Consider the following 24,362-nt stretch of genomic DNA (forward strand, 5'->3'; position numbering starts at 1 on the left):
GATTTACAACCTCACCGGAATGTTTTTTTCGCGCAGATGCGCCTTGACCTGCCCCACGGTCAGCTCTCTGTAATGGAACAGGCTTGCGGCCAGCGCGGCATCGCAGTCCGTCCACTCGAACACCTCGGAAAAATGATCAAGCGCGCCGCAGCCGCCGGACGCGATCACCGGAATGCCGGCCGTCTCCACGACCGCCTTTGTCAGATCCAAGTCAAAGCCGGACTTAGTGCCGTCCCGATCCATCGAGGTGAGCAGGATCTCGCCCGCGCCGCGCGCGGATACCTCGCCCGCCCATGCGACCGCGTCGATGCCGGTCGGCGTGCGCCCTCCCGCAACATATACCTCAAAGCCCGAGGGGGTCTTTCCGGTCTTCCGCCCGTCGATGGCCACGACAACGCACTGGCTTCCATACTTCTCCGCAGCCGCGTCTATCAGCCCTGGATTTTTGACCGCCGCCGAGTTGACCGAAACCTTGTCCGCGCCCGCGCGCAGGATCTCGCGAAAATCCTCCACCGTACGGATGCCGCCGCCGACCGTGACCGGCACAAACACCTCGCGGCAGGTGCGGCGCACCACGTCCGCGATCGTGGCGCGGTCATCGCTCGTCGCGGTGATATCGAGGAACACGATCTCGTCCGCGCCCTCGGCGGAATAGAACTTCGCCAGCTCGACTGGATCGCCCGCGTCGCGCAGGCCGACAAAGTTCACGCCCTTGACCACCCGCCCGTCCTTGACATCCAGGCAGGGAATGATCCGTTTTGCAAGCATCACTTCGCCTCCCTGATCGCCGCAGCCAGGTCAAGCGAGCCGGAATAGACCGCTTTGCCTGCAATCGCCTCATCGATGCCCAGCGTCCTAAGCCGCCGGATATCCTCTAACGTGGACACACCGCCCGACGCGACAATACCACACGTTACCGCCTGCCGCAGCGCGGCGAGCTGGTCGAAGTTAGGCCCCTCGAGCATGCCGTCCTTGTCGATATCCGTGAATATAATGGTTTTCACCCCGTAACCGTCCATCTGTCTGGCAAACGCGATATAATCCGTGCCGCTGTCGACCAGCCAGCCCTCGGTGCGGACCGTGCCGCCGCGCGCGTCGATGCCGACCGCGATCCGGTCTCCGTACCGCTCCACCGCATCAGCCACGAACTGCGGGCTGCGCACCGCCGCCGAGCCAATGATCACGCGCGTCACGCCAAGCGCCAGTACCGCTTCCACATCCGACATCGTCCGAATGCCGCCGCCCAGCTCGACCGCCGCGCCCGTCTCCTCGATCACGCGCTGGACGACGTTGTAATTCGCGTGCGAACCGTCCTTCGCACCGTCCAGGTCAACCATATGAATCAACTCCGCGCCTGCGTCGAGGAAAGCCCGCGCGGTCTGCGCCGCGTCCTCCGCGACCCTGTGCGCGGTGCCGTAATCACCTTTCTGCAGGCGCACACACTGCCCGTCCTTCAGGTCAATGGCAGGGAGAACCCTCATTTTCCCACCTCCGTCAATTTTGCAAAGCTCTGCAGCATGCGCAGCCCTACTTTTCCGCTTTTTTCTGGATGAAACTGGCAACCGAACAGGTTTCCGCGCGCCACCATCGCGGGTACGCGCACACCGTAGTCCGTCACGGCAGCCAAGTCGTCCTCCACCGCCGGCCGCGCCATGAAGCTGTGTACAAAATACACATACGCGCCGTTTTCCAGCCCCGCGGTCATTGCGTTCGGGCGCAGGATGTCGAGTGCGTTCCAGCCGATTTGCGGCAGCTTGAGCGCGGTTGGGATGCGCGTGATACGTCCCGGCAGCAGGCCGAGCCCGGCACAGGGGCGTACCTCATCCGAGCCCTCGAACAGCATCTGCATGCCGAGACAGATGCCCAGGAAGGGCTTTTTCCGCGCCGCTTCCAGCACCGCGCCAGTCAGTCCGGAGGCATACAGCGCGTCCATCGCGTCCGGAAACGCACCCACGCCGGGCAGGATCACGCCCGCCGCCCGCTCAAGATCCTCCGCGGTGTCCGCTATTTTATTTTCATAACCCAGGAAATCAAGCGAATTATGTACGCTCATCAGATTTCCCGCGCCGTAATCTACGATCGCAATATAGCTCATTGACCGTCCTCTTTATCCATTAAGGTGTTTTTCAGGGCTTTGACCACATCGAGTATCTTCCAGCCAAAGCCTACGACCAGCCCACAGCCAATACAGAGTGCATACATGCAAAAGCGTACGCCCAGATCCACCGATGCGGCAAGTGGCCACATCTCAGCGGCAAACGCTGCAATAACAAATACCGCAGCAACCGTTCCCAGCCCCGCGAACACATATTTCAATCACAGCACCCCTTTCGCGGAAAGCACACCGCCGCCTGTCTGCGCCACCGCCTGCTTGAGCGCCCGCGCGAGCGCCTTGAACAGCGCCTCGGTGATGTGGTGCGCGTTGTCGCCGTATTCGCATTTGAGATGCAGGGTCAGCCCCGCGTTCACGCTGAACGCGCGCATGAATTCGACCGTCAGGCAGGTATCATACCCGCCGCACATGGGCTGGGGCATGGGCGCGTCGTATACCAGATACGGCCGTCCCGAAATATCCAGCGCGCAGAAACCGAGCGCCTCGTCCATGGGTACGAACGCCTGGCCGAACCGCGCGATGCCCGCCTTGTCGCCCAAGCATTGGCGGAGCGCCTGTCCGAGCGCGATACCGCAGTCCTCCACCGTGTGGTGTCCGTCCACCGCAAGGTCTCCCCTGCAGGTAAGCGTCAGCCCGAAGCCGCTGTGTACGGCAAAGCTGTTCAGCATATGGTCAAAAAAGCCGATACCGGTGTCGATTTTCCGTGTGCCGCCCTCCAGGTCGAGGGCGACCGTGATATCGGTCTCTTTGGTTTTGCGTTTGATTTCAGCATTTCTCATCTTGTGCTTCCTCCGCAAAGCGCACCGCGACCGAGTTCGCGTGCGCGTCCAGGTGTTCGCTCTGCGCGAGCGCAATAATATCCTGCGCGTAGCCCTGCAGCGCGTCGCGCGTGTATTCGATGATGCTGGTTTTCTTCAGGAACGTGTCCGTCGAAAGCGGCGAGAAAAACCGCGCCGTACCCGAGGTCGGCAGGACGTGGCAGGGTCCTGCCATATAGTCTCCCAGCGGCTCGGGCGCATACCGGCCGAGGAAGATCGCGCCCGCATTATGCAGATATGGCAGCAGCTCGCGCGGCGCGGCGGTCATGACCTCCAAATGCTCGGGCGCGACCATATCCGCCATTTTGCAGGCCTCCTTCAGATCCTCGAACACGATCGCGCAGCCGTAACCCGCCACGCTCTCACGGATGATCTCCCAGCGCGGCAGCGCGCGCGCCATGCGCTCCATCTCGCATGAAACCGCCTGCGCCTGCGCCATTGAATCGGTCAGCAGCACGGCGGAGGCCAACCGATCGTGTTCGGCCTGGCTCAGCAGGTCGGCCGCCACCCAGGTCGGGTTGGCTGTGTGGTCGGCAATGACCAGCACCTCGCTCGGCCCCGCGATCATATCGATATCCACCGTGCCGAAAGCCAGCTTTTTCGCCGCCGCGACATAGGCGTTGCCCGGGCCAACGATCTTATCCACCTGGGGAATCATGCCCGCGCCATAGGTCAGCGCGGCCACCGCCTGCACGCCGCCCACGGCGATCACCTTGTCCACGCCCACAATCTTCGCTGCGGCCAGCACCTCGATCGACATGTTTTCGGTCGGCGGGGTAACCATGATAATCTCCCCTACCCCCGCGACCTGAGCCGGTATGGCGTTCATCAATACGCTGGACGGATACGCCGCCGTGCCGCCCGGCACATAGATGCCCACGCGCGCCAGCCCGCGCACGGTCTGTCCAAGCGTTTCCCCACTGCCGCGTTCCCATTCCCAAGATTTTATGAGCATCTGCTCATGGTAATCCCGAATATTCGCGGCCGCCTTTTCGAGCGCCGCGGTCAGGCTGGGCGCGCACGCGGCATATGCCGCTTCCAGCTCGGAGGGCGCGACGATATAGGGCGCCTTACCATCGAACTTCCCCGCATATTCGCACACCGCATCCCAGCCGCGCGCCTGCACGTCGTCCATAATCGCGCGCACGGTCTGCTCAATATCCCCGCGCGCGCCGGCGGCGCGGGCTTTCATCTCGCGGATAACAGCCTGCTCGGCCTGCCCGTCCGCAAGAACGGTCTTCAAAAACATATTATCCCTCCAACCCGCTTTCCAGCTCGGCAATCACCTTCTGGATCGCGGCCTTTTTCAGCTTGGCGCTCGCCAGATTGACAATTACGCGCGCCGAGATCGGCGCGACGTCCTCGATCACCTCAAGCCCGTTTTCCTTGAGCGTCGTACCGGTTTCCACGATGTCCACAATCGCGTCCGCCAACTCCAAAAGCGGCGCAAGCTCAACCGAACCCTCGATCTTGATGGTTTCCACGTCCATATTCTTGCGGTTAAAAAACGCCTTAGTGACCGCCGGATATTTGGTCGCGATGACCGGTGTCTGATAGCCGCCGTAAACGTCCTTCCCCTTTTTGGTCGCCAATGCGAAGCGACATTTGCCGAACCCAAGGTCTACCATTTCGTAAAAGCTGCCGCCCTTTTCCATGATCGTGTCCTTGCCGACCACGCCCATATCGCAAACGCCGTGCTCGACATAGGTGATCACATCCGCCGCCTTGGCCAGCACGATCTCCACGCCCGTATCCGGCAGGGCAAAGATCAGCTTGCGCGAGCCGGCTTCCAACTCGGAAATATCATACCCCGCGCTTTTGAGCAGCGCGAGCGTCTTCTTCTCCAGCCGCCCCTTGGTCAGCGCGATGCGCACCGTATCGCGTCGGGTTCCGGTTTCCGTACCCGCAGCGCCCTGCAGGCTTTCCGCGACGCTTTCCACATCGATACCGAAGCCGCCCGCCGGCATGTCCTTGCCGAACTTGGCGCACAGCGCGTTATACCGCCCGCCCGCAAGGATCGCCGCGCCCGCGCCGCCGATGTAGCCGCGGAACATCACGCCCGTATAGTAATCCATCTCATGCACCAGGCCCAGGTCGATCATGATGCGGTCCCCATAGCCGGCTTCGTCCAGCGCGCGGTACAGCCGGCGCAGATAGGAAACCGCGCCAAGCACGCGTACGTTTCCGGTCAGCGCTTCGACCCGATCAAGCACTTCCATGCCGCCAAACAGCTGCGGCATCGCGCGGAGCGCCCCCGCCGCCGGACGGTCGCCATAGGGCGAGAGCGCGTCGCCCAGTGCAGCGAACGATTTGTTTTCGATCAGGCGGCGGATGCTTTCCGCCGCCGCTGCGTCCACGCCCAGCTCCTCTATCAGGGCTTTATAGATCTCCGCATGTCCCAGTTCGATGCGAAAGCCCGCCGCGCCGGTTTCCGTCAGCGCGCCGAACGCCGCGGAAAGGATATCCTTATCCGCCTCCAGCCCGTCCGCGCCGATCAGCTCCGCGCCGACCTGCAGGAATTCCCCCTTGTGGCCATGCCCGCCCACAACCGAGCGGAACACCTTCTGGCTGTAATACAGCCGCACGGGCAGCGCCGCGTTATCCAGGCGCGTCGCCGCGATGCGGGCGATCGGCGTCGTATTGTCCGGACGCACCACGCAGATGCGTCCCGACCGGTCGATCACCTTGAGCATCTGCTCCTGATCCAGCTCCGGATTGGCCTGCGCAAATACGTCGAAATATTCGACAGCCGGTGTGATGATCTCACTGTAGCCGCGGTTTTCCAGGGCGGCGCGTATGGTGTTCTCGGTCTGCCGCAGGGCGCGGCAGGAGGAGAACAGCAGGTCGCGCGTCCCCTCTGGTGTGGAAATACGAAAACGGTTCATGGCCGAAAAGCTCCTTTATTGATTTATCGCGTTAAAATGATAGCATGAAACGTCTATCCCTGTCAAGACCTGATTTTGCGGATGGTCATATCCCGATAGGACGGCGCATCGCGCACGATCTCCAGCCGCCCCGCCGCGCCGAGCGCGCGGATACGGGAAAACACCAGCATATCGCCGACACGGTTGCCCAGCTCCTGATCGATTTTCAGCAGCGCGCCGCCAACCGTCTGTGCGGCGGCCTCTTCCTTTTCCGGCACGCAGACAAGGATCGCCTGGTCGTAAAAATCTATCGCTGCGGACCGCGGCCTGCCGGCTTCCATCACGCGCAGCGGGGCGTTTTCCTCCTGCATGCGCTTCCATTCGGTCAGCAAAAGCCCCTGCTCGGTTTCGGTCAGCAGTCGGCGGCGCCTGTAAAAATACCGCGCCGCACCCTGCTCCATCTCCCCGACCAGGCTGTAGCGCACCCGTCCATCCTTTGCCCGCTCACTCCTGCCGCGGCGCGAGACGCGCGCCGCATACCGCCGCACCAGCGGCTGCGGCGCAAACCGCAGGAAGAAATTCAGTACGCGGCTGCTTGTGACGACTGAAACCGCGCCGCCGATCCACTCGTCCTCCTCCTCGATCTCACCCAGCGGAATCTCATCCACTTCGGCCAGCCAAACCGGCACGCGCCGCGCATGCAGCCGGCTGACCACATACCGCAGGCCGCACTGCTCCACAGCATTCCCTCCGGCGGCCCAAACCACCGCCTCGTCCACTTCGTCCAGGCGTCCGAACGCCTCCCAATGCCGGTCAATGTAATCCCGCTTCCATGCAGGATCCGCGTCTTGCTCCTCCCGCCAGGGGAAAAGGATATCCTCCCGCGCGGCACGGTTGCCTACATTGCGAATATCACCCTGCGTATAATCATCCAGCAGTGCAATGATTTTTTCTTTCGGCATGTCCGGCGCAATGCGGTGTCGTGCAACAGACAGACAGCCCTTGGCGCTGTCCCCAAAGCATATCCAGTACATCCGCGCGCCCTCCTTACCGCCCTGCCGCGTACTCTTCCGCGACCGGCACCAGCGTTTCCAGAAAGCTTTCCTCCCCCATGGTGTTGACTTTCCAAAACATCGCCTGGCTGCCGCCCGAGGTAATGGCCGACAGGAACAGTCTGTTCCCATAGCCCGCAAGCGTCAGGTTCATACTCACGCGGTTGCCGCCCGCCCAACTGTAACGCTCGAACACGCGCACCGCGCAGCGCACGCCGTTCGCTTCCCAGTCGCTCCCATCCTCATAGGAAGCGGACATGCTGCCGTTCATTACTGCGTCAAACAGGCGGCTCAACACGGCGTCAAAGTCTCCGGTTAACTGTTTTTCGTATTTTGCCATATCTATCCTATCCTTTCCCGTATTACGCAAACAGGCTGATCTGCGTGGTCTTGGGCATCGAGCCGAGCGCGCCGATCTGGTCGAGCAGCTCGACCACCGCCTTGGACGCCTTGGGGCAGCGCACCGCCATCTCCTCGGCGGAGAGAAACCTGCCGTTCCGCCGTTCCTCCACAATGTTCTGCGCCGCCTGCTCGCCGATGCCGGGCATCGAGGTAAACGGCGGGATCAGTCCCTTTTCGGTCACGATGAAATCGGTCGCGGCCGAGGTGTAAATGTCCATCGGCTCGAATGCGAAGCCGCGCCGGTAAAACTCATGGCACACCTCGAGCGTGGTCATCATTTCCTTTTCCGCCGCGGAGATCGTCTTCTCGCGGTCTTTCATCTGCAGCTCCTTGATCTTGTCAATGCACACCTTATCGCCCTTAATCATGCAGGACGCGTCAAAGCCCTTGGCGCGCACGGAAAAATACGCGGAATAGAACGCCAGCGGCCGGTGTACCTTGAACCACGCGATGCGGAACGCCATCATCACATAAGCGACCGCGTGCGCTTTTGGGAACATGTATTTGATCTTTTTGCACGAATCGATGTACCAGTCCGGCACACTCTGCTCGTTCATCGCGGCTTCCATTTCCTCGGTCAGACCTTTGCCCTTGCGCACGCTTTCCATGGTTTTGAACGCGAGCTTGGGCTTGACGCCCTGCAATATCAGGTAGTTCATGATATCGTCGCGGCAGCAGATGCAGCCGGACAGCGGGATGCCGCGGCGCACCAGCTCGGCCGCGTTGCCCAGCCACACGTCCGTGCCGTGCGACAGGCCGGAAATGGAAACCAGCTCGGCAAACGTCGAGGGATGGGTCTCCTTGACCATGCCGCGCACGAACTTGGTGCCGAACTCGGGTACCGCCAGGCAGCCGAGGTCGCCCAGGATGGGGTCGGTATCCGGATTTTCGCCCGTGTATTTCAGCGCCTTGCACGAATGGAACAGGCTCATGGTGTCCGGATCGTCAAGCGGGATCTCCTGCGCGTTAACGCCGGTCAGGTTTTCCAGGTGCTTAATCATGGTCGGGTCATCGTGTCCCAGCTCGTCGAGCTTGAGCAGGTTGGCGTCGATCGAGTGATATTCAAAATGAGTGGTGATGATGTCCGAATCCGGATCATCCGCCGGATGCTGCACCGGACACACGTCGTAAATTTCGATCTCCTTGGGTACCACGACCACGCCGCCCGGGTGCTGGCCCGAGGTGCGGCGTACGCCCGTGCAGCCCGCGGCGAGGCGGTTCTCCTCCGCACGCGAACACTCGATGCCGCGCTCGTCCATGTATTTTTTGACATAGCCGTAGGCGGTCTTTTCCGCCACCGTGCCGATCGTACCCGCGCGGAACACATGGTCGTGTCCGAAAATCTCGCCTGTGTAGTGGTGGATGCGCGACTGGTACTCGCCCGCGAAATTCAGGTCGATATCCGGCACCTTATCGCCCTCGAAGCCGAGGAAGGTTTCGAACGGGATGTTAAAGCCCTGCTTGGTCAGCGGCTTGCCGCAGGTCGGGCATACCTTGTCCGGCAGGTCCACGCCGCAGGAATATTCCTCGTGCCACTCGACGTATTTGTCGTCTGGACACAGGTAATGCGGCGCGAGCGAGTTTACCTCGGTGATATCCGACATAAACGCTGCGAGCGACGAGCCGACCGACCCGCGCGAGCCGACCAGATAGCCGTCCGCGAGCGACTTGGTCACAAGCTTCTGCGCGATGATGTACATGACCGCGTAGCCGTTGCCAATGATGGAGTTCAGCTCGCGGTCGAGCCGCGCCTGCACCAACTCGGGCAGCGGATCGCCGTAGATGCGCTTGGCCTTTTCATAGCACATATTGCGCAGGTCGTCCTCGCAGCCGTCGATGTGCGGTGGGTAGTTTTCGCGCGGCACGGGACGGATCACGTCGCACATGTCCGCGATCCTGTTCGTGTTCCTGACCACGACCTCGTACGCGCGGTCCGCACCCAGGTAGGCGAATTCCTTCAGCATCTCGTCCGTGGACTTGAAGTACAGCGGTGCCTGGTTATCCGCGTCGCCGAAGCCCTGCCCTGCCATCAGGATGCGGCGGAACGCCTCGTCCTCAGGCTCAAGAAAGTGTACGTCGCCGGTCGCGCAGCAGGGCTTGCCCAGTTCGTCCGCAAGGCGCAGGATCGCGCGGTTCCAGTCGCGGAGCTGCTCCTCATCCTTAGCCATGCCCTTGCCGATCATAAAGTTGTTGTTGCCGATGGGCTGGATCTCCAGATAATCGTAAAAGGACGCGAGCCGTTTCAGCTCGCCCCACTCCGCATTACCCGTCAAGGCGCGGAACACCTCTCCCGCCTCGCATGCCGAGCCAAAGATCAGCCCCTCGCGGTGGCGGATCAGCTCCGAGCGCGGCATGATCGGCCGCTTATTGTAGTATTCGAGAAAACTCTTGGAGATGAGCTGGTACAGGTTGCGCAGCCCCGCCTGGTTTTTCACTAGGATGATGAAATGATAGCGCGGCAGGTTTTTCAGCTTGTTCTTGCGGTCGGTCGTCGCGGCGAGCACCGGATTGATATCCGCCACAGTCCGCGCGTACATTTCCTCCCGCAGGCGCGCCAGAAGCTTGACGAAGATGCGCCCCAGCACGGCCGCGTCCTCGCTCGCGCGATGATGTTCGAACGGACCGACCTGTAGCTCCTTGGCCAGGATGTTCAGCTTGAATTTATGCAGGTGCGGCAGCATCATGCGCGACATTTCCAGCGTGTCGATCGCGGTGAATTCCCGCTCGATGGAAAGCCGCTTGCAGGCCGCGCGCAGAAAACCCATATCAAAGCCCGCGTTGTGCGCAACAAGGGGATACCGCCCCTCCCCCGCCCAAGCGAGGAATTTGGGGACCGCCTCGCCGAGGTCGGGCGCGTCCGCGACCGTCTCATCCGAAATGCCGGTCAGCTTGGTAATTTCCTCGGGAATGGGCTTGTGCGGGTTGACATAGGTCTGGAACGCGTCATGGATCGCCCCGTCGGTCACGCGCACGGCCGCGATCTCGGTGATCTCCTCGCTCGCGGGATTGAGACCGGTGGTTTCCAGGTCAAACACGATGAACGTTCCCTCCAGCGGTTCGACCGAGCCGCCCCGCACGACCGAAAGGCTGTCCGCATCGTTGACATAGTACGCCTCAATGCCATAAATGATCTTCATATCCCCAATAATGTCCTTCTGCTTGCCCTCCTGCGCATGCAGGGCTTCGGGAAAGGCCTGCGCTACACCGTGGTCGGTGATCGCCATGGCGCGGTGTCCCCACTGCGCAGCGCGGCACAACAGCGCCGCAGTGGAGGACATACCATCCATCGCGCTCATATTGGTGTGCAGATGCAGTTCGACGCGCTTCATGCCCTCGGCCTTGTCCTGCCGTACGGGCTTTTTCGCCTTGACGATACCGGTCGGCTCCAAAACCATCTCCTTGGCGAACGAGTCATACACCATCTTGCCCTGCACCGTGCAGTACAGGCCGTTTTTGATGTGGGAGGCCGTGTCGCCCGCCTTGTCCGCAGCCAGGAATTTGGACACGCGCACCGAGTTCGTGCGGTCGGTCATATCGAACGCAATCTTTACATAGTCCTTGCCGGTCTTTTTGCTGTGGATGTCCTTGTTGTCGGTGAAGAACACCTCGCCCTGAATGGTGACCATATCGTAAGCTGCGATCGCCTCGTTGACCGACACGATCGGATCCTGTATCAGCTTGCCGAAGATCAGGTCGTCGTCGCGCACCTTTTCCGTGCGCGGGCGCTGGTAGCCCGCATTTTCCGGCCGGGGCGCGGGACGCGGCTTTTTCGGCTTGGGCGCCGCCGGAGCCGCGGACACTGCTTCCGCGACCGCCTGCTGCAAAATCTCCTCGCGCTTCGGCGCGTCGGACGGGGGCGCGTAATCCTCTGCCGCCGCGCGCACCGCATGCACCGGACACACCATATCCAGCTCGCGTCGGATTCGCGCTTCCAGATGGCGCAGCGCGTTGGCAAAATGCTTTTCGCTCACCTCGTCCATCGGAATATACAGCGCGCCGCCCTCGTATTTCCACTTGGCGCAGTCGAGCAGACCGCGCGCGGAGGGCATGCGGTACGCCATATCCTCATACAGCGAGCCTATGTACGCATCGGTCAGCCCGTCCGGCATGCTGTAGCGCGGCTCGATACACACGCGCTCCAGCCCGTACTGCTTTGCGATCTGCTTTTCCACCTGGGCGATCGCTTTTCGGCTGACCACCTGCGAAAGTCCCAACTCGACCACCATCACGGTATTGTTATCCCCAAACGCGAGAGAACGCACCTCGCCCCCGGCGAGGTGCTGTTCTTCCGCCACGCTTTTGCAGTTTCCAAAAATATCAATGAGCTTGCCAGACACGGTCATTCTCCTTCAAAATGCGCGATCTCCTCCATCAGCACGTCCACAAGCTGCTCCTGCGGCACCTTTTTGATGATTTCGCCGCGGCGGAAGAGCAGACCCACGCCGTCCCCGCCCGCGATGCCGAGGTCGGCCTCGCGCGCCTCGCCCGGTCCGTTGACCGCGCAGCCCATGACCGCCACCTTCAAGCGCTTGCCGCGTATTTCCATGCAGCGCCGCTCGACCTCTCTGGCAATGCCGATCAGGTCGATGCGGGTACGCCCGCAGGTCGGGCAGGAAACCACATTGATGCCTTCCTCCGCACACCCCACAGCTTTCAGGATCGCCTTCGCCGCGTAAACCTCTTTGACCGGATCATCGGTCAGGGAAACGCGGATGGTATCGCCCACGCCAAGTGCGAGCAAGCCGCCGATACCGGCCGCGGACTTGACGGTACCCATGTATTCCGTCCCCGCTTCGGTCACGCCGAGGTGGAGCGGGTAAGCGGTTTTTTCGTGCGCGAGCAAATAGGCCTGCATGGTGTCCGGCACAGAGGAGGATTTGATGGAAATGCAGATATCGTCAAACCCACAGTCGCCCAGCAGTCCGGCATGGTACAGCGCGGATTCGACCATGGCTTCCGGCGTCGGCCCGCCGAACTTCTCCAGGATATGCTTTTCCACCGAACCGGAGTTGACCCCGATGCGGATCGGGATGCGGCGCTCTTTCGCGGCCTGCACGACCGCGTGTACGCGGTCCGCGCCGCCGATATTGCCAGGATTAAGCCGTATCTTATCCACGCCCGCTTCGATCGATGCCAGCGCAAGCCGGTAGTCGAAATGGATATCCGCCACGACCGGTATGGGCGAGGCGGCGCAGATCGCTTTGAGCGCTTCCGCGGCCTGTGCATCCGGCACGGCGCAGCGCACGACATCGCAGCCTGCTTCGGCCAGCGCGCGGATCTGGGCCAGCGTCGCCTGCGCGTCCCGCGTGTCCGTGTTGGTCATGGATTGGACCGAAACGGGCGCGCCGCCGCCGATCCGCACGTCGCGGAGCCTGATTTGCTTTGTCTGTTTCATATTCCGTCCTTTCCTTTGCCTGTCGCGGCAAACGGCGGTCCGCCCGCCTATCTGCCGGAAACGATGCGCAAAATATCCTGTCCAGTCACATAGACCATCAGCGCAAGCAGCAGCATAAGCCCCGCCGCGTGGATATATCCCTCATATTTGGGCGGCACCGGCTTGCGGCGGACCGCCTCGATCAGCAGGAATACCAGCCGCCCTCCGTCCAGGGCGGGCAGCGGCAGCAGGTTCATCACACCGAGGTTGATGGAAATAAACGCCACCAACTGCAAAAACGCCGATATGCTGTATCTGGCTGTGCTCGCCATCACCTCTGCCACACCGACCGGTCCGGAAAGCTGGTCCACGCCGACCTGTCCCGTTACCAGCATGCCAAGGCTCGACCAGACGAGCCGCGCGTAATTTACCGAGGTGCGCGCCGCCATATTCAGGTGCATGCCAATGCTGTTCGGCTGTTCCGCGAAGTTCAGCCCGATCAGCATGCGGCCGTCCTCCCCCTCTATCGCTGGCGCCAGCGTGACCGCGGGCAGCGTTATTTTCCGCCCATCCCGCCGCACAACGACCTCGTAGACCGTATCCGTGCCGCGAGCCAGCGCGGTTTCAAAATCGCCGCGCAGCAAAATATGGTAGCCGTCCACCCGAAGGATCTCGTCCCCCGCCTGTAGGCCGCCCTCCGCTGCGGCGGTGCTTGCCGGATCCACGCTGTCAAGCGTGGAGACAACATAGCCCCCCTCCGGCCCGTTCGGCCGGATAACGGCAAGTACGATAAGGAAGCCGATCAGGAAATTCATCAGCGCGCCCGCCGCCACGATCAGCATGCGGCGCGGCAGGCTCGCCTTGCCGAACGCGCGCTCGTTTTCGCTCTCTCCGTCCTCTCCCTCCATCACACACGCGCCGCCGAACGGCAGGAGCTTTAAGCAGTACAGCGTGCCGTTATGCTGCTTTTTGAGCAGCGTCGGCCCCATACCGATCCAGAATTCATTTACCTGAACCCCGCCGCGCTTGGCGGTGATAAAATGGCCGAATTCATGCACAATGACCAGAATGCCGAACGCTAATATAGCCAGAATGATTTGCAGCAAAGCAGTTCTCCTTTCAGCGGGTCAGATCGGGCTGTGCGCGAGCACCAGCTCGCGCGCGGCGGCATCCGCCGCAAGGACGCCGTCCAGTGTGAGTTCCTTTTGACAGGGAATCGCGTCCAGCGCCCGGGCGACGCTTTCCGCAATCTCGGCAAAGCCGAGCCTGCCCGCGAGGAACAGGCCGACCGCCGCCTCGTTCGCCCCGTTGAGTACCGCGCCGCGGTCGCCCTTTTGCGCCGCCGCACGCTGGGCCAAGCCGAGCGCCGGAAACGCCTCGTAATCCGGCGCGAAAAAGGTCAGCTTTGCGGCCTCCGCCAAGCGCAGGCGCGGCACCTTGCAGGCCGCGCGTTGCGGCCAGGTCAGCGCGTATTGGATCGGCAGGCGCATATCCGGCAGTCCAAGCTGCGCGAGCACCGCGCCATCGTCAAACTCAACCGCAGAATGCACGATGCTCTCGCGGTGGATCACGATTTCGATATCCTCCGGCGCCATGTCATACAGCCACATGGCTTCGATCAGCTCGAGCCCCTTATTCATCATGGTCGCGGAGTCAATGGTGATCTTCGCGCCCATCGACCAGTTAGGATGCGCGAGCGCCTGTTCTCTGGTCACATCCCGCATCTGCGCAGCGGTCCAGCCGAAAAATGGGCCGCCCGACGCAGTCAGGATGATTTTCGCCAGCCGGTTGCCCTGCGCCGCCTGCGCACACTGGAAAATCGCCGAATGCTCGGAATCCACTGGCAGGAGCTGCACGCCCTTTTCGCGCGCCGCGCGCATGACCAGCTCACCCGCACAGACCAGCGTCTCCTTGTTGGCCAGCGCAATGTCCTTGCCCGCGTCGATGGCGGCAAGCGTGGGCAACAGGCCAACCATGCCGACCACTGCGGTCACGACCATATCCGCGCCGCTCTCCGCGGCGCAGGCGGTCAATCCCCCCATACCAGAGAGCACGCGGATATCCGTGTCCGCAAGTTTTATTTTCAGGTCGCGCGCCGCCGCCTCGTCAAATGCGCATACCATTTCAGGGTGCAGCGCGCGCGCCTGTTCCTCAAGTAAGTTTATGCGTTTATTCGTCGTCAATGCGACGACTTCAGCCCCAACCGACGGCAAAATATCGACAGTCTGCGTGCCGATCGAGCCGGTCGAGCCTAAAATCGCTATTTTTTTCATTTCAACAGTCTCCTGTACGCGCCCCTGATGCGGCGCTTTGGCATCTTTCGGTCCTGCACTTACCAGATCAGCCGGAACAGCATCTCCGCCATCGGCGCGACAAACAGCACGCTGTCGAACCGGTCGAGTACCCCGCCATGCCCTGGGAAGATATGGCCGTAATCCTTGATACCGGTCTGCCGTTTGATGACCGAGAAGGAAAGGTCCCCGATCTCGCCCAGCACCGCGCCCAGACCGCCAAGCACAGCCGCCGCCCAGACCGGCATATCCAGATCGAGCAGGACATTCATCAGCAGCGCCGCAAGCATTACCAGAACCGCGCCGCCTATCACGCCGCCGATCGCGCCCTCAACCGTTTTTTTAGGGCTGACGACCGGCGCGAGCCTGTGCTTGCCGAAAAGCATGCCGGAAAACAGCGCGCAGGTATCCGCGCCCCACGCGGCGAGCAGCGGCAGCAGCACGATGAACGGGCCGCTATGCTCCTCCATCTGGAAGATGCGCAGCAGGCTGAGCAGCAGGTAGGGTACCAGCAACGCGCCGAAAAAGGCCCACGGCACCTGCGAGGCGTTCATGCTGTCGTGAAAGCGCAGCAAAATCAGGAACGAGCCAACCAGCAGCAGGAACGCCAGACCACGCAGCGTCCAGTCCAGGGAAAACGGGGCCAATGACGAATGCCCCGCTGCGAGTAGAAGCGACACCAAGCCGCATAAGATCAGCTCCAGCCGGTTATGCACCAGCTTAGTCGAACCAAGCACCTCATACGTTGCCAGCACGCAAAGCGCGGCAAGCGCCGCTTCCAGCACAACAGGCGGGAACACATACAGCGCGAGCAGCACAAAAACAAAGCCGATCACGCCGAACAACACTCTTGCTTTCATATCCTTGCACCCCGAACTTTCGGTTTATACCCCGCCGAAGCGGCGGTTTCTCTTGTTAAATGCGTTGATCGCCGCATCCATATCCGCTGTTTTGAAATCCGGCCACAGCACATCCGTAAAATAATATTCCGAATAGGCGGATTGCCACAGCAGGAAATTCGAGGTCCTGACCTCGCCCGACGGCCGGATGATCAGATCCGGATCCGGCATATGGGCGGTGTACAGATGTGCGCCGATCGTCTGCTCGGTGATATCCCCCGGCGCCAGCGCGCCGGCCTGAACCTCCCGCGCGATCGCGCGGACCGCGTTTTTGATTTCATCCCGTCCGCCGTAGTTGATGCACAGGGAGGCGGTCGCGGCATCCGGTCCCAGCCGGTCGGCGATCCCGTCCACCTCCCGTATCTGCGCGCGGATATCCTCCGGCAGCGGCGACAGGTCGCCGAGCACACGCACGGCCACGCCGCGCTGGAACATGGTTTCCGCCGCCTCTTTCAGATAGGTGCGGAACAGGTTCATCAGCGCGTCCACCTCCTCCTGCGGGCGCTTCCAGTTCTCGGTGGAAAACGCATATACCGTGAAGTACTGCACGCCGATATCCTTGCAGTAGGTCGCGATCGTGCGAAAGGTTTCCGCGCCGACCTTATGCCCCGCCTGACGCGGCAGGCCGCGTTTTTTCGCCCAGCGCCCATTTCCATCCATAATGACCGCGATATGGCGCGGTACCGGCCGGTCCGCCGGCACGGGCGCTCTTTTCCTTTTCCGTGTAAACAGGCCCAACTATACTTCCCCCATGCAAAGGGGCGGCGCTCCCGCCGCCCCCACGTTATTTTCAGCTTTCCAGGGCAGGACGGTCCTCTTTCGAGACATTACACTTCCGCCAGCTCCTTGGACTTCTTCGCGACCATACCGTCGATCTCCTTGACGTACTTATCGGTCAGCTTCTGCATTTTCTCCTCGCCCTCGTGCAGCTCGTCCTCGGTCATCTCGCTCTTTTTCTGCGCTGCCTTGAACTTTTCAATCGCGTCGCGCCGGATATTGCGCAGCGCGACCTTGGCTTCCTCGCCGGTCTTGGACACGCCCTTGATCAGCTCCTTACGGCGCTCCTCTGTCAGCGGCGGGAAATTCAGCCGGATCTGCTTGCCATCGTTCTGGGGGTTGATGCCCAGGTCCGAGGTCTGGATCGCCTTTTCAATCGCCTTGAGAACCGAAGCGTCCCAGGGCTGGATCGAAAGCGAGCGCGGGTCGGGCGTCGCGATGGCCGCCACCTGGTTGAGCGGGGTCGGCGCGCCGTAATACTCGACCGTGATCTTATCCAGCACCGCGGGATTGGCCCGTCCTGCGCGGACTGCGGCCAGCTCCTTTGCCAGCACGTCGAGCGTTTTCTTCATTTTTTCCTCATACGCGGTCAGTTGAGCTTTCATTTTAATTTTCCTCCTCTACGATCGTGCCGATCTTTTCACCGCACACTGCACGGTAAATATTTTCCGGATCGGAAAGTGCAAACACCAAAATCGGAATGTGGTTATCCATGGAAAGCGAAGTTGCAGTGGTATCCATTACGCCCAAGCCCTGATTAAGCACATCCATGTAGGAAAGGTGGTCATATTTTTTTGCGTTCGGGTTTTTCGCCGGGTCGGAATCATACACACCGTCCACATTTTTGGCCAGCAGGATGACTTCCGCGCCGATTTCTGCCGCCCGCAGAACCGCCGCGGTGTCGGTCGAGAAAAATGGGTTGCCCGTGCCGCAGCCGAAAATGACCACGCGGCCTTTTTCCAAGTGGCGCGTCGCGCGCTGACGGATGTACGGCTCTGCGATGCGGTTCATCTCGATCGCGGTCTGCACGCGCACCGGCACGCCGCGCTGCTCGAGCGCGTCCGCCAGCGCAAGGGCGTTGATTGTGGTGGCCAGCATCCCCATATGGTCGGCGCGGGTGCGCTCCATCTTGCCGCCGCCGTCCTTGACGCCGCGCCAGAAGTTGCCGCCGCCTACTACAACGCCGATCTCGCAACCCTGCTCGTTGCACTTCTTGATCACATCGCACACCGGTCCGATCACATCAAAATTCAGCCCGAAATGCTTGTCACCCGCAAGGGCTTCGCCGCTGATTTTGATCAGTACGCGTTTATATTTGTGTGCTTCCATATTCCACACTCCTCTTGCTTCATTTTCCTGTTTTCTATTCTACCCTATCACGGCTCATTTTGCAAAGGGTTTTAGCGATTTTCAATCGAAACCGCGAGCGGTGCGGCCGCTCCCCCACTTTCGGGCGGCGCCCCGACTTTTTGCTCCTCCCCCGTTCCGAAAAAGTGGTTGACAATCCCGCTTTTTCGTTGTATTATTGTATCATTAATTTAATACATTGGTATGGAGGTTTTTTTATGCTGCTTACAGTGGATGGTTTGGTAAAGGAATATGTGACCCGCTTTGGCGGGCGCAGGGTGCCTGCGCTGCGCGGCGTCAGCTTCTCAGTGGAACAGGGCGAATTTGTTGCCGTAATGGGGGAAAGCGGCAGCGGCAAAACCACACTGCTCACCCTGCTCGCCGCGCTCGACCGACCGACGGATGGGCGGATCCTGCTCAATGGAGAGGATATGGCCGCGATCCCCAGCCGCGCTCTCTCCGCCTTCCGGCGGGACCGGCTGGGCTTTATCTTCCAGGACTGCAACCTGCTGGACACGCTTTCTCTTCGGGAAAATATCGTTTTCCCGCTTGTGTTGGCGGGAACCGCCCGCAGCGAGATGGAAGCCCGCCTGCTTCCTCTGACCGGACGGCTGGGCATCACACCGCTGCTCGAAAAATTCCCGTACGAGGTATCCGGCGGCGAGCGCCAGCGCGCCGCAGCCGCCCGCGCGCTGATCACACGCCCCGACCTGCTCCTTGCGGATGAACCGACCGGCGCGCTCGATTCCGGCTCGGCTGCGCAGCTGCTCGGCATGCTGGACGAATGTAACGCGGAGGGACAAACCACCGTCATGGTCACCCACAGTCTGGACGCGGCGAGCCATGCCTCGCGCGTTTTATTCCTGCGCGACGGCCTGATTGCGGGCGAGGCGTGCCGAGAGGGGCTGGCGCGCGCGGACTTTTACCCCCGCCTTGCCGCCTGTCAGACCGCGCTGCAGCAGGGAGGTGTCCGTCTTGCGTAACACGCTGCTCCCCCGCCTCGCCCTGCGCGGCCTGTACGGAAACCGCCGCCTGTACCTGCCGTTCCTGCTTGCAACCGCTTTCATGGCAATGGTGTATTTTGTGATCGCCGCCTTTGTATATAACGAATCGTTCGGGCGGAGCATCCCGAACGGCGGGAATATCCAAATCCTGATGAGCGTGGGGTATTTCCTGATGCCGGTCGTCCTCCTGCCGTTTCTGGTCTATATTTACAGCTACCTGCTCAAAAACCGCAGCCGCGAGCTGGCCTTGTATGCCATTCTCGGGCTGGGCCGCCGCCATATCGCCGTAATCCTGCTGATTGAAAACACGCTCTGCTTTGCGCTGTGCATCCTGCTGGGCGCTGGCGGCGGCGCGCTGGTCTGCCCACTCGTCTTTCGCGGCCTGCTGGCTGCGCTCGGCATCCCGTCCGGCATTGTCTGGGGCCTTTCTTTCCCACCCCTGCTCGCGACGGTCAAGGTTTTCGCCGCCTGCTTCGCCGTACTCGTTGTGATCGGCGTATGGCGGGCCGCACGTACCCAGCCCTGCTCACTGCTGCGCGAACAGACCCAAGGGGAACGTCCCATGCGCGGCCGCCTGCTGGCCGCCATACTCGGCTCATCTTGTCTGTTCGCCGCATATTTTCTCTCCCTGACCAGCGGAAGAAGCGCCACGCTGGCCAGCTTCACGCTGGCACTGCTGCTAGTCATCCTCGGCACCTACGGCGTGTTCACCGGCGTCATCGCCGAGGTTTTGCGCCGCCTGCGCAAAGGGCCGCGCTTTTACACGGACGCTTCGGAATTTGTTGTCGTCTCCGGCCTGCAGCACCGGCTGCGCAAAAACGCGGCTGGGCTGGTTAATATCTGCCTGTTCGGCTGCGCCGCCCTGTTCACGCTTTGCTGCTCGCTCTGCGTCCTGTTCGGACAGGGTGCGGTGATCGCCCGCGTGGGGCAGACGATCACAAACAGCCAGTCCGGCATCAACTTTACCAACGTGACCGTGGAGGACATCACCATGATGTTCACCACGCTCGCCTTTCTCGGCGTCTTTTTCGTACTGGTTTTTTTGGCCTGCACCTCGCTGGTCCTATACTACAAGCAACTTTCCGAGGGCATAGAGGACGCCGGCCGCTTCCGCATCCTGCGCTCGATCGGCCTGTCTGATGAAATGACGGTGCGCACAGCCCGCCGGCAGCTTCGCGTTGTATTCCTGCTGCCGCTGGGCGGGACCCTGCTGCATATTGCGTTCGCCACGCCTTTCCTCTCCACCTTCATGGGTCTCATTTCGATCGACACGCCGCTGGTGCTGTACGGCAGCATCGCGCTTTCCATGCTGGTGTTCGCGCTGTTTTACCTTATCTGCTACCAGATCACGATACGCGCCTATCTGCGCACGGTCGCATAGGAAAACGCACCCCAGCCAAACTGGGGTGCGTCCGCTTATTTTTCCCTGTTCTCCTGTTCGAGCAGCCAGCGCCGCTCGTATGCCCGTGCAGCACAGGCCGTGACGCGCCGGTAGACCGGAACATTCCGCAAACCGCCCGCCAGGCCGACCAGCGGCAGCCCCTGCACGAACTTTGCCGTGAGCATCTCCTCCGCAAGCCGTCCGGCCGCCGCGTCCATACATTCCTCCAAAGAGGGTAAGGCGCCGCCGGCCGCCACCGCCTCCGCGGACGCCGCAAACCGCTCGCGCTCCTCTCCCTTGCTGAGCGAAGCCGCGACCAACAGGAGCAGGTAGCGGCGCTCCCTGTCGCTGTGACAATCAAAGCCATAGCTAAGCGCGATACGGTAAAGCCCGCGCAGCAGACCGCCGAGGAACAAGGGGATATCCGGCAGGCCGATCCCCAGCACGCCCAGCGCCGCGCCCTCCGCCAGAGCGACGCCCGTACCGCCCCGCACAGCCGACCGCGCGCCGCGGCGCAAACGGCGCAGCCGCGCCCCTGTCGCTTTCGTCCGCACTGCGGCGGCATACTGCTCATAGCGTCCGCAGAGCTGGTCGGCGTCATAAGTTTTGCCGATCAGCCCTTCCCCCTTTTCAAACACCAGCCGGAACCCCTTGCAGAACGCCAGTTCCAGCTTGCCGCGCAGGCCGTCCGGTATCTTGTCCTGTACGGTGGCAAAAACAGACGGCTTTGCTTTTTCATACCGTGCCGCCGCGCGTTTTTCCTGCTTTTCCAAGCGTTCCAGCCGCCTGCGTCCCGCTCTTTCCACGCGTGATTACGCCGTTCAGATGCGGGCCACGCCCGAATCGCGCGCCGCCTGCGCGACCGCGTCCGCGACCGCCCGTATCACCTTATGGTCAAACGCCATGGGCATGATGTATTCCGCGGTCAGCTCCTCATCGGACACGCAGTACGCGATCGCCCTTGCCGCCGCGAGCTTCATCTCCTCATTGATATCTCTGGCGCGCACATCGAGCGCCCCGCGGAAAATGCCTGGGAATGCAAGCACATTATTGATCTGGTTCGGGTAGTCCGACCGTCCGGTGCCGACCACCGCCGCGCCGCCCTTTTTGGCGTCCTCCGGCCAGATCTCAGGTACCGGATTGGCCATGGCAAACACCATCGGCTTCGCCGACATGGTGGAAACCATTTCCGCAGTCAACACCTGCGGTACCGACATGCCGAAGAACACATCCGCGCCCTTGACTGCGTCCGCGAGCGCGCCGGTCAAGTGCGCGCGGTTGGTCAGCTTTGCCATCTCCGCCTGCGCGGGATTGAGACGCTCGTCCCCTTCGCAGACGATGCCAAAGCGCTCCACCATCGTGATATGCTGCACGCCGAGGAACATCAGGAACTTTGTCACCGCGATCGCGGCCGCGCCGCAGCCATTGACCACCATCCGGATATCCTCCACCCTGCGGCCGGTCAGCCGGCAGGCGTTAATCAGCGCCGCGCCGCAGCACACCGCCGTTCCATGCTGATCGTCATGGAATACCGGAATGTCGCAAACCTCCTTGAGCTTTCGCTCGATCTCAAAGCAGCGCGGCGCGGCGATATCCTCCAGATTAATGCCGCCGAACGAACCCGAAATAAGCTGGATGGTGCGTACGATCTCGTCCACATCCTTGGAGGCCACGCACAGTGGGAACGCGTCCACATCCGCAAACGCCTTGAACAGCGCGCATTTGCCCTCCATCACCGGCATGCCGGCGACAGGGCCGATATCGCCCAAGCCGAGTACCGCTGTGCCGTCCGTAATAACCGCAACCAGGTTATGCCGGCGGGTATAAGTATAGCTCAGCGACGGGTCATCCTTAATTTTAAGGCACGGCTCGGCCACGCCCGGCGTATAGGCGACCGAAAGGTCCTCCTTGCTGTTTACCTCACACCGAGCAACGACCTCGATCTTGCCGCCCCACTGCTCATGCGCCTTGAGCGCGCGTTCTTTCAAATCCATATCGCTTTCCTCCATAACTTTTTTGCGCCTGTTTTTTTCTATCGCTATTTTACAACAAAAAACCCGTGCTGCATAGGGGCAGAATGGAAAAAGCCGTCAGTTCTCTGCCTCCCGCCTGCGCATCAGCCGTGGAAACAGCAGGATAAACGCCGCGCCCGAAACCGTTGCGGACAGGATATCCGATATCGGCTCGGCATACAGCAGCGTCGTTGCGGAAAATAGCGCGGGCAGGAGATACACGCCGGCGAAAAAGATACCCTTGCGGAGCAGGGAGAACGTCAACCCCCAGCGTACCAGCCCCATGCCGGTCATGCCGTCCACAAAGGGGTACTGGATCGCCAAGCCGAGCACCCCCAGCGTATAGGTGCGTATCATCCAGGCCGCCTGCTCGATATGTACCGGATCCGTGGTAAAGATACGGACAAAAGGCGTGGCCATGGTCTGCGCAATCACAAACATAACAGCGGTAAAAATGAAGCACAGCAATACGATGCGCTTCTCCGCGCGCATGACGCGGCGGGTATCCCCCGCGCCGTAGTTATAGCCCAGAATAGACTGCGTACCCGCTGTGATGCCGCCCAGCGGCATGGTGATGATCAGCATAAAGCTCTGCAGGATAGCCGCGCACGCGATCAGCATGTCGCTGTCCGCGCCGCCGTATTTGCGCAGCATCACGTTCACCGAAATGAGCAACACGTTATCCAGCGCGATAATCAGCGCTGGCGACAGGCCGACCTGAAAAATACGCCGGATCCAGCCGAAATGCAGCGGACAGTTCGTTATGCCCACCAGCGCGCGGCGGCTGAACAGGAACCGCAGCGTATACATGGCCGAGCAGACCTGCGAAAGCACGGTCGCCACGGCGGCGCCGCGCACCCCCATATCCAGCGCGAAGATGCAGACCGGATCAAGCGCAATATTGACAGCCGCGCCCAGCATGACCGACCGCATCGCCGTGCCGGAAAAGCCCTGGCTCATCACAATCTGGTTCAGCCCCACACTGAGGAGCGCGAACACCGTCCCCAGCACATAGGTGGTAAAGTACGCCTCCGCATAGGGCCAAAGCTGCTCGCTCGCGCCGAATGCAAACAGGATCGGCCTGCGCAGCACCACCACCGGCACTGTGACTACAACCGAAAGCGCCAGGAGCAGATAAAAGCTGTTGGCAACGATCTGGCGCGCGCCCTCCAAGTCCTGCCGCCCCATACGGATGCTCATAAGCGGCCCGCCGCCAAAGCCCACCAGCGCGGCAAACGCCGTAATCATCGTCACAACCGGCGCGCAGACGCCTACGCCCGCCAGCGCCTCCGCGCCGACCTCCGCAATATGGCCGACGTACATCCGGTCGACCACGCTGTACAAAATATTGACGAACTGCGCCAGCATCGCCGGAATGGCGAGCTGCAGCACCAGCTTCCCCTCTGGTGCAGTCCCAAGCGGGCTGTCCAACTGCTGCGCCATCAACCCTACCTCTTTCTCTCTGATATACCCTTATTATAGGAGTCGGGCCTGCTTTCGTAAAGGGGGACTTGCTGTTTTTCCCGCGTTTTTATTGCTCCGTTTGAGCCGGCTGGTAATTCGCGCAGGCGGCTTTGTCCTCATAGCGCAGTTTACCGCGCGGATAGGTGCAGTGGCCGCCACGGGTCCGGCGAAATCCGCAGCCCTTTATTTTTACATAGTGCGGCCGGTAATGCTTACAGGTTTTGCATTTCTTTTCCATTCAAATCACCTCATTTCAATTTTACTATCAAACGATAGTAAAATCAACATATTTATTGAAAGTATAGGTAAACTATATTATATGAGGTGAATGCTATGTATCATTATCCGCGTTTACGGCATATGCGCGAGGATTCTGACACCAGTCAGATTCAACTTGCAGAATATCTGAAAATCGACCAACGCACTTATAGTAATTACGAAACTGGTAAACGTGAAATACCGGTGCATTTATTGATCCGCTTAGCGCAATATTATGGGGTTTCGCTTGATTACCTCGTTGGGTTAAGCGACCGATAGCGCTATATAAAAAGCGGCAGCCAAAGC

Annotated in this window: 24 protein-coding genes; 3 read left to right on the forward strand and 21 right to left on the reverse strand. The window is 61.0% G+C overall.

Annotated features, from left to right (window positions below):
- Nucleotides 1-3 precede the first annotated feature (3 nt).
- From hisF to pyrH, 17 genes are all read right to left on the reverse strand, one after another.
- Entirely contained in the window at nucleotides 4-768 is a 765-nt protein-coding gene (gene hisF / locus H8S45_RS05470) for an imidazole glycerol phosphate synthase subunit HisF (RefSeq protein WP_054326203.1), read from the reverse strand.
- The gene (gene hisA, locus H8S45_RS05475; RefSeq protein ID WP_054326202.1) at nucleotides 768-1,481 is read right to left on the reverse strand and encodes a 1-(5-phosphoribosyl)-5-[(5-phosphoribosylamino)methylideneamino]imidazole-4-carboxamide isomerase; all 714 of its coding nucleotides are present in this window, start codon (nucleotides 1,479-1,481) and stop codon (nucleotides 768-770) included. Before hisA ends, hisF begins: the two co-directional genes overlap by 1 nt.
- Entirely contained in the window at nucleotides 1,478-2,095 is a 618-nt protein-coding gene (gene hisH / locus H8S45_RS05480; protein ID WP_054326201.1) for an imidazole glycerol phosphate synthase subunit HisH, read from the reverse strand. The genes hisA and hisH overlap by 4 nt, the downstream gene beginning before the upstream one ends.
- A complete protein-coding gene (locus H8S45_RS05485; protein WP_054326200.1) occupies nucleotides 2,092-2,316 on the reverse strand; it encodes a hypothetical protein in 225 nt (74 codons plus the stop codon). Before H8S45_RS05485 ends, hisH begins: the two co-directional genes overlap by 4 nt.
- Entirely contained in the window at nucleotides 2,317-2,892 is a 576-nt protein-coding gene (hisB, locus tag H8S45_RS05490) for an imidazoleglycerol-phosphate dehydratase HisB (RefSeq protein WP_054326199.1), read from the reverse strand.
- Nucleotides 2,879-4,180: a histidinol dehydrogenase gene (gene hisD, locus H8S45_RS05495; protein ID WP_054326198.1), complete on the reverse strand. Its 1,302-nt coding sequence runs from the start codon at nucleotides 4,178-4,180 to the stop codon at nucleotides 2,879-2,881. The genes hisB and hisD overlap by 14 nt, the downstream gene beginning before the upstream one ends.
- Nucleotide 4,181: 1 nt before the next feature.
- Nucleotides 4,182-5,816: an ATP phosphoribosyltransferase regulatory subunit gene (hisZ, locus tag H8S45_RS16865; RefSeq protein WP_407925830.1), complete on the reverse strand. Its 1,635-nt coding sequence runs from the start codon at nucleotides 5,814-5,816 to the stop codon at nucleotides 4,182-4,184.
- Nucleotides 5,817-5,878: 62 nt separating this feature from the next.
- A complete protein-coding gene (locus H8S45_RS05505; RefSeq protein WP_186949783.1) occupies nucleotides 5,879-6,829 on the reverse strand; it encodes a DUF3658 domain-containing protein in 951 nt (316 codons plus the stop codon).
- A gap of 13 nt (nucleotides 6,830-6,842) precedes the next feature.
- On the reverse strand, nucleotides 6,843-7,187 hold the full coding sequence (locus H8S45_RS05510; protein WP_186949785.1) for a DUF6054 family protein: 345 nt from the start codon (nucleotides 7,185-7,187) through the stop codon (nucleotides 6,843-6,845).
- Nucleotides 7,188-7,209: 22 nt separating this feature from the next.
- Nucleotides 7,210-11,586: a PolC-type DNA polymerase III gene (locus H8S45_RS05515; protein ID WP_186949787.1), complete on the reverse strand. Its 4,377-nt coding sequence runs from the start codon at nucleotides 11,584-11,586 to the stop codon at nucleotides 7,210-7,212.
- 2 nt (nucleotides 11,587-11,588) lie between these two features.
- Nucleotides 11,589-12,644 carry a flavodoxin-dependent (E)-4-hydroxy-3-methylbut-2-enyl-diphosphate synthase gene (gene ispG, locus H8S45_RS05520; RefSeq protein ID WP_054326195.1) on the reverse strand — a complete coding sequence of 352 codons (1,056 nt, stop codon included), beginning with the start codon at nucleotides 12,642-12,644 and terminating at the stop codon, nucleotides 11,589-11,591.
- Between the two features lie 47 nt (nucleotides 12,645-12,691).
- The gene (gene rseP / locus H8S45_RS05525) at nucleotides 12,692-13,729 is read right to left on the reverse strand and encodes an RIP metalloprotease RseP (RefSeq protein WP_054326194.1); all 1,038 of its coding nucleotides are present in this window, start codon (nucleotides 13,727-13,729) and stop codon (nucleotides 12,692-12,694) included.
- A gap of 21 nt (nucleotides 13,730-13,750) precedes the next feature.
- Nucleotides 13,751-14,896, reverse strand: a complete 1,146-nt coding sequence (locus tag H8S45_RS05530) for a 1-deoxy-D-xylulose-5-phosphate reductoisomerase (protein WP_147573840.1) — start codon at nucleotides 14,894-14,896, stop codon at nucleotides 13,751-13,753.
- A gap of 59 nt (nucleotides 14,897-14,955) precedes the next feature.
- Nucleotides 14,956-15,774, reverse strand: a complete 819-nt coding sequence (locus tag H8S45_RS05535; RefSeq protein WP_107630646.1) for a phosphatidate cytidylyltransferase — start codon at nucleotides 15,772-15,774, stop codon at nucleotides 14,956-14,958.
- A 24-nt stretch (nucleotides 15,775-15,798) separates the two neighbouring features.
- Entirely contained in the window at nucleotides 15,799-16,551 is a 753-nt protein-coding gene (locus H8S45_RS05540; protein WP_082396737.1) for an isoprenyl transferase, read from the reverse strand.
- 89 nt (nucleotides 16,552-16,640) lie between these two features.
- Nucleotides 16,641-17,195, reverse strand: a complete 555-nt coding sequence (gene frr, locus H8S45_RS05545; RefSeq protein WP_054326191.1) for a ribosome recycling factor — start codon at nucleotides 17,193-17,195, stop codon at nucleotides 16,641-16,643.
- A gap of 1 nt (nucleotide 17,196) precedes the next feature.
- Entirely contained in the window at nucleotides 17,197-17,919 is a 723-nt protein-coding gene (gene pyrH / locus H8S45_RS05550) for a UMP kinase (RefSeq protein WP_107630647.1), read from the reverse strand.
- A gap of 236 nt (nucleotides 17,920-18,155) precedes the next feature.
- Here pyrH and H8S45_RS05555 point away from each other — a divergent pair, with 236 nt between their 5' ends.
- Together H8S45_RS05555 and H8S45_RS05560 are read left to right on the forward strand one after the other, a co-directional pair.
- Nucleotides 18,156-18,920, forward strand: a complete 765-nt coding sequence (locus tag H8S45_RS05555) for an ABC transporter ATP-binding protein (RefSeq protein ID WP_054326190.1) — start codon at nucleotides 18,156-18,158, stop codon at nucleotides 18,918-18,920.
- On the forward strand, nucleotides 18,913-20,322 hold the full coding sequence (locus tag H8S45_RS05560) for an FtsX-like permease family protein (RefSeq protein ID WP_186949788.1): 1,410 nt from the start codon (nucleotides 18,913-18,915) through the stop codon (nucleotides 20,320-20,322). Before H8S45_RS05555 ends, H8S45_RS05560 begins: the two co-directional genes overlap by 8 nt.
- A 35-nt stretch (nucleotides 20,323-20,357) precedes the next feature.
- On the opposite strand, the gene H8S45_RS05565 is transcribed toward H8S45_RS05560, so the two are convergent.
- From H8S45_RS05565 to H8S45_RS05580, 4 genes are all read right to left on the reverse strand, one after another.
- On the reverse strand, nucleotides 20,358-21,128 hold the full coding sequence (locus tag H8S45_RS05565) for an EcsC family protein (RefSeq protein WP_082396734.1): 771 nt from the start codon (nucleotides 21,126-21,128) through the stop codon (nucleotides 20,358-20,360).
- Nucleotides 21,129-21,143: 15 nt separating this feature from the next.
- Nucleotides 21,144-22,316: an NAD(P)-dependent malic enzyme gene (locus tag H8S45_RS05570; protein WP_054326332.1), complete on the reverse strand. Its 1,173-nt coding sequence runs from the start codon at nucleotides 22,314-22,316 to the stop codon at nucleotides 21,144-21,146.
- Nucleotides 22,317-22,412: 96 nt separating this feature from the next.
- Nucleotides 22,413-23,777, reverse strand: coding sequence for an MATE family efflux transporter (locus H8S45_RS05575; protein WP_107630649.1), 1,365 nt, complete (start codon nucleotides 23,775-23,777; stop codon nucleotides 22,413-22,415).
- 88 nt (nucleotides 23,778-23,865) lie between these two features.
- Nucleotides 23,866-24,036: a hypothetical protein gene (locus H8S45_RS05580; protein WP_153802370.1), complete on the reverse strand. Its 171-nt coding sequence runs from the start codon at nucleotides 24,034-24,036 to the stop codon at nucleotides 23,866-23,868.
- Between the two features lie 122 nt (nucleotides 24,037-24,158).
- Here H8S45_RS05580 and H8S45_RS05585 point away from each other — a divergent pair, with 122 nt between their 5' ends.
- A complete protein-coding gene (locus tag H8S45_RS05585; RefSeq protein ID WP_307718896.1) occupies nucleotides 24,159-24,335 on the forward strand; it encodes a helix-turn-helix domain-containing protein in 177 nt (58 codons plus the stop codon).
- Nucleotides 24,336-24,362 lie beyond the last annotated feature (27 nt).

The sequence above is a fragment of the Agathobaculum faecis genome (assembly GCF_014287995.1).
In the GTDB taxonomy this organism is placed as follows: Bacteria; Bacillota; Clostridia; order Oscillospirales; family Butyricicoccaceae; genus Agathobaculum; species Agathobaculum ammoniilyticum.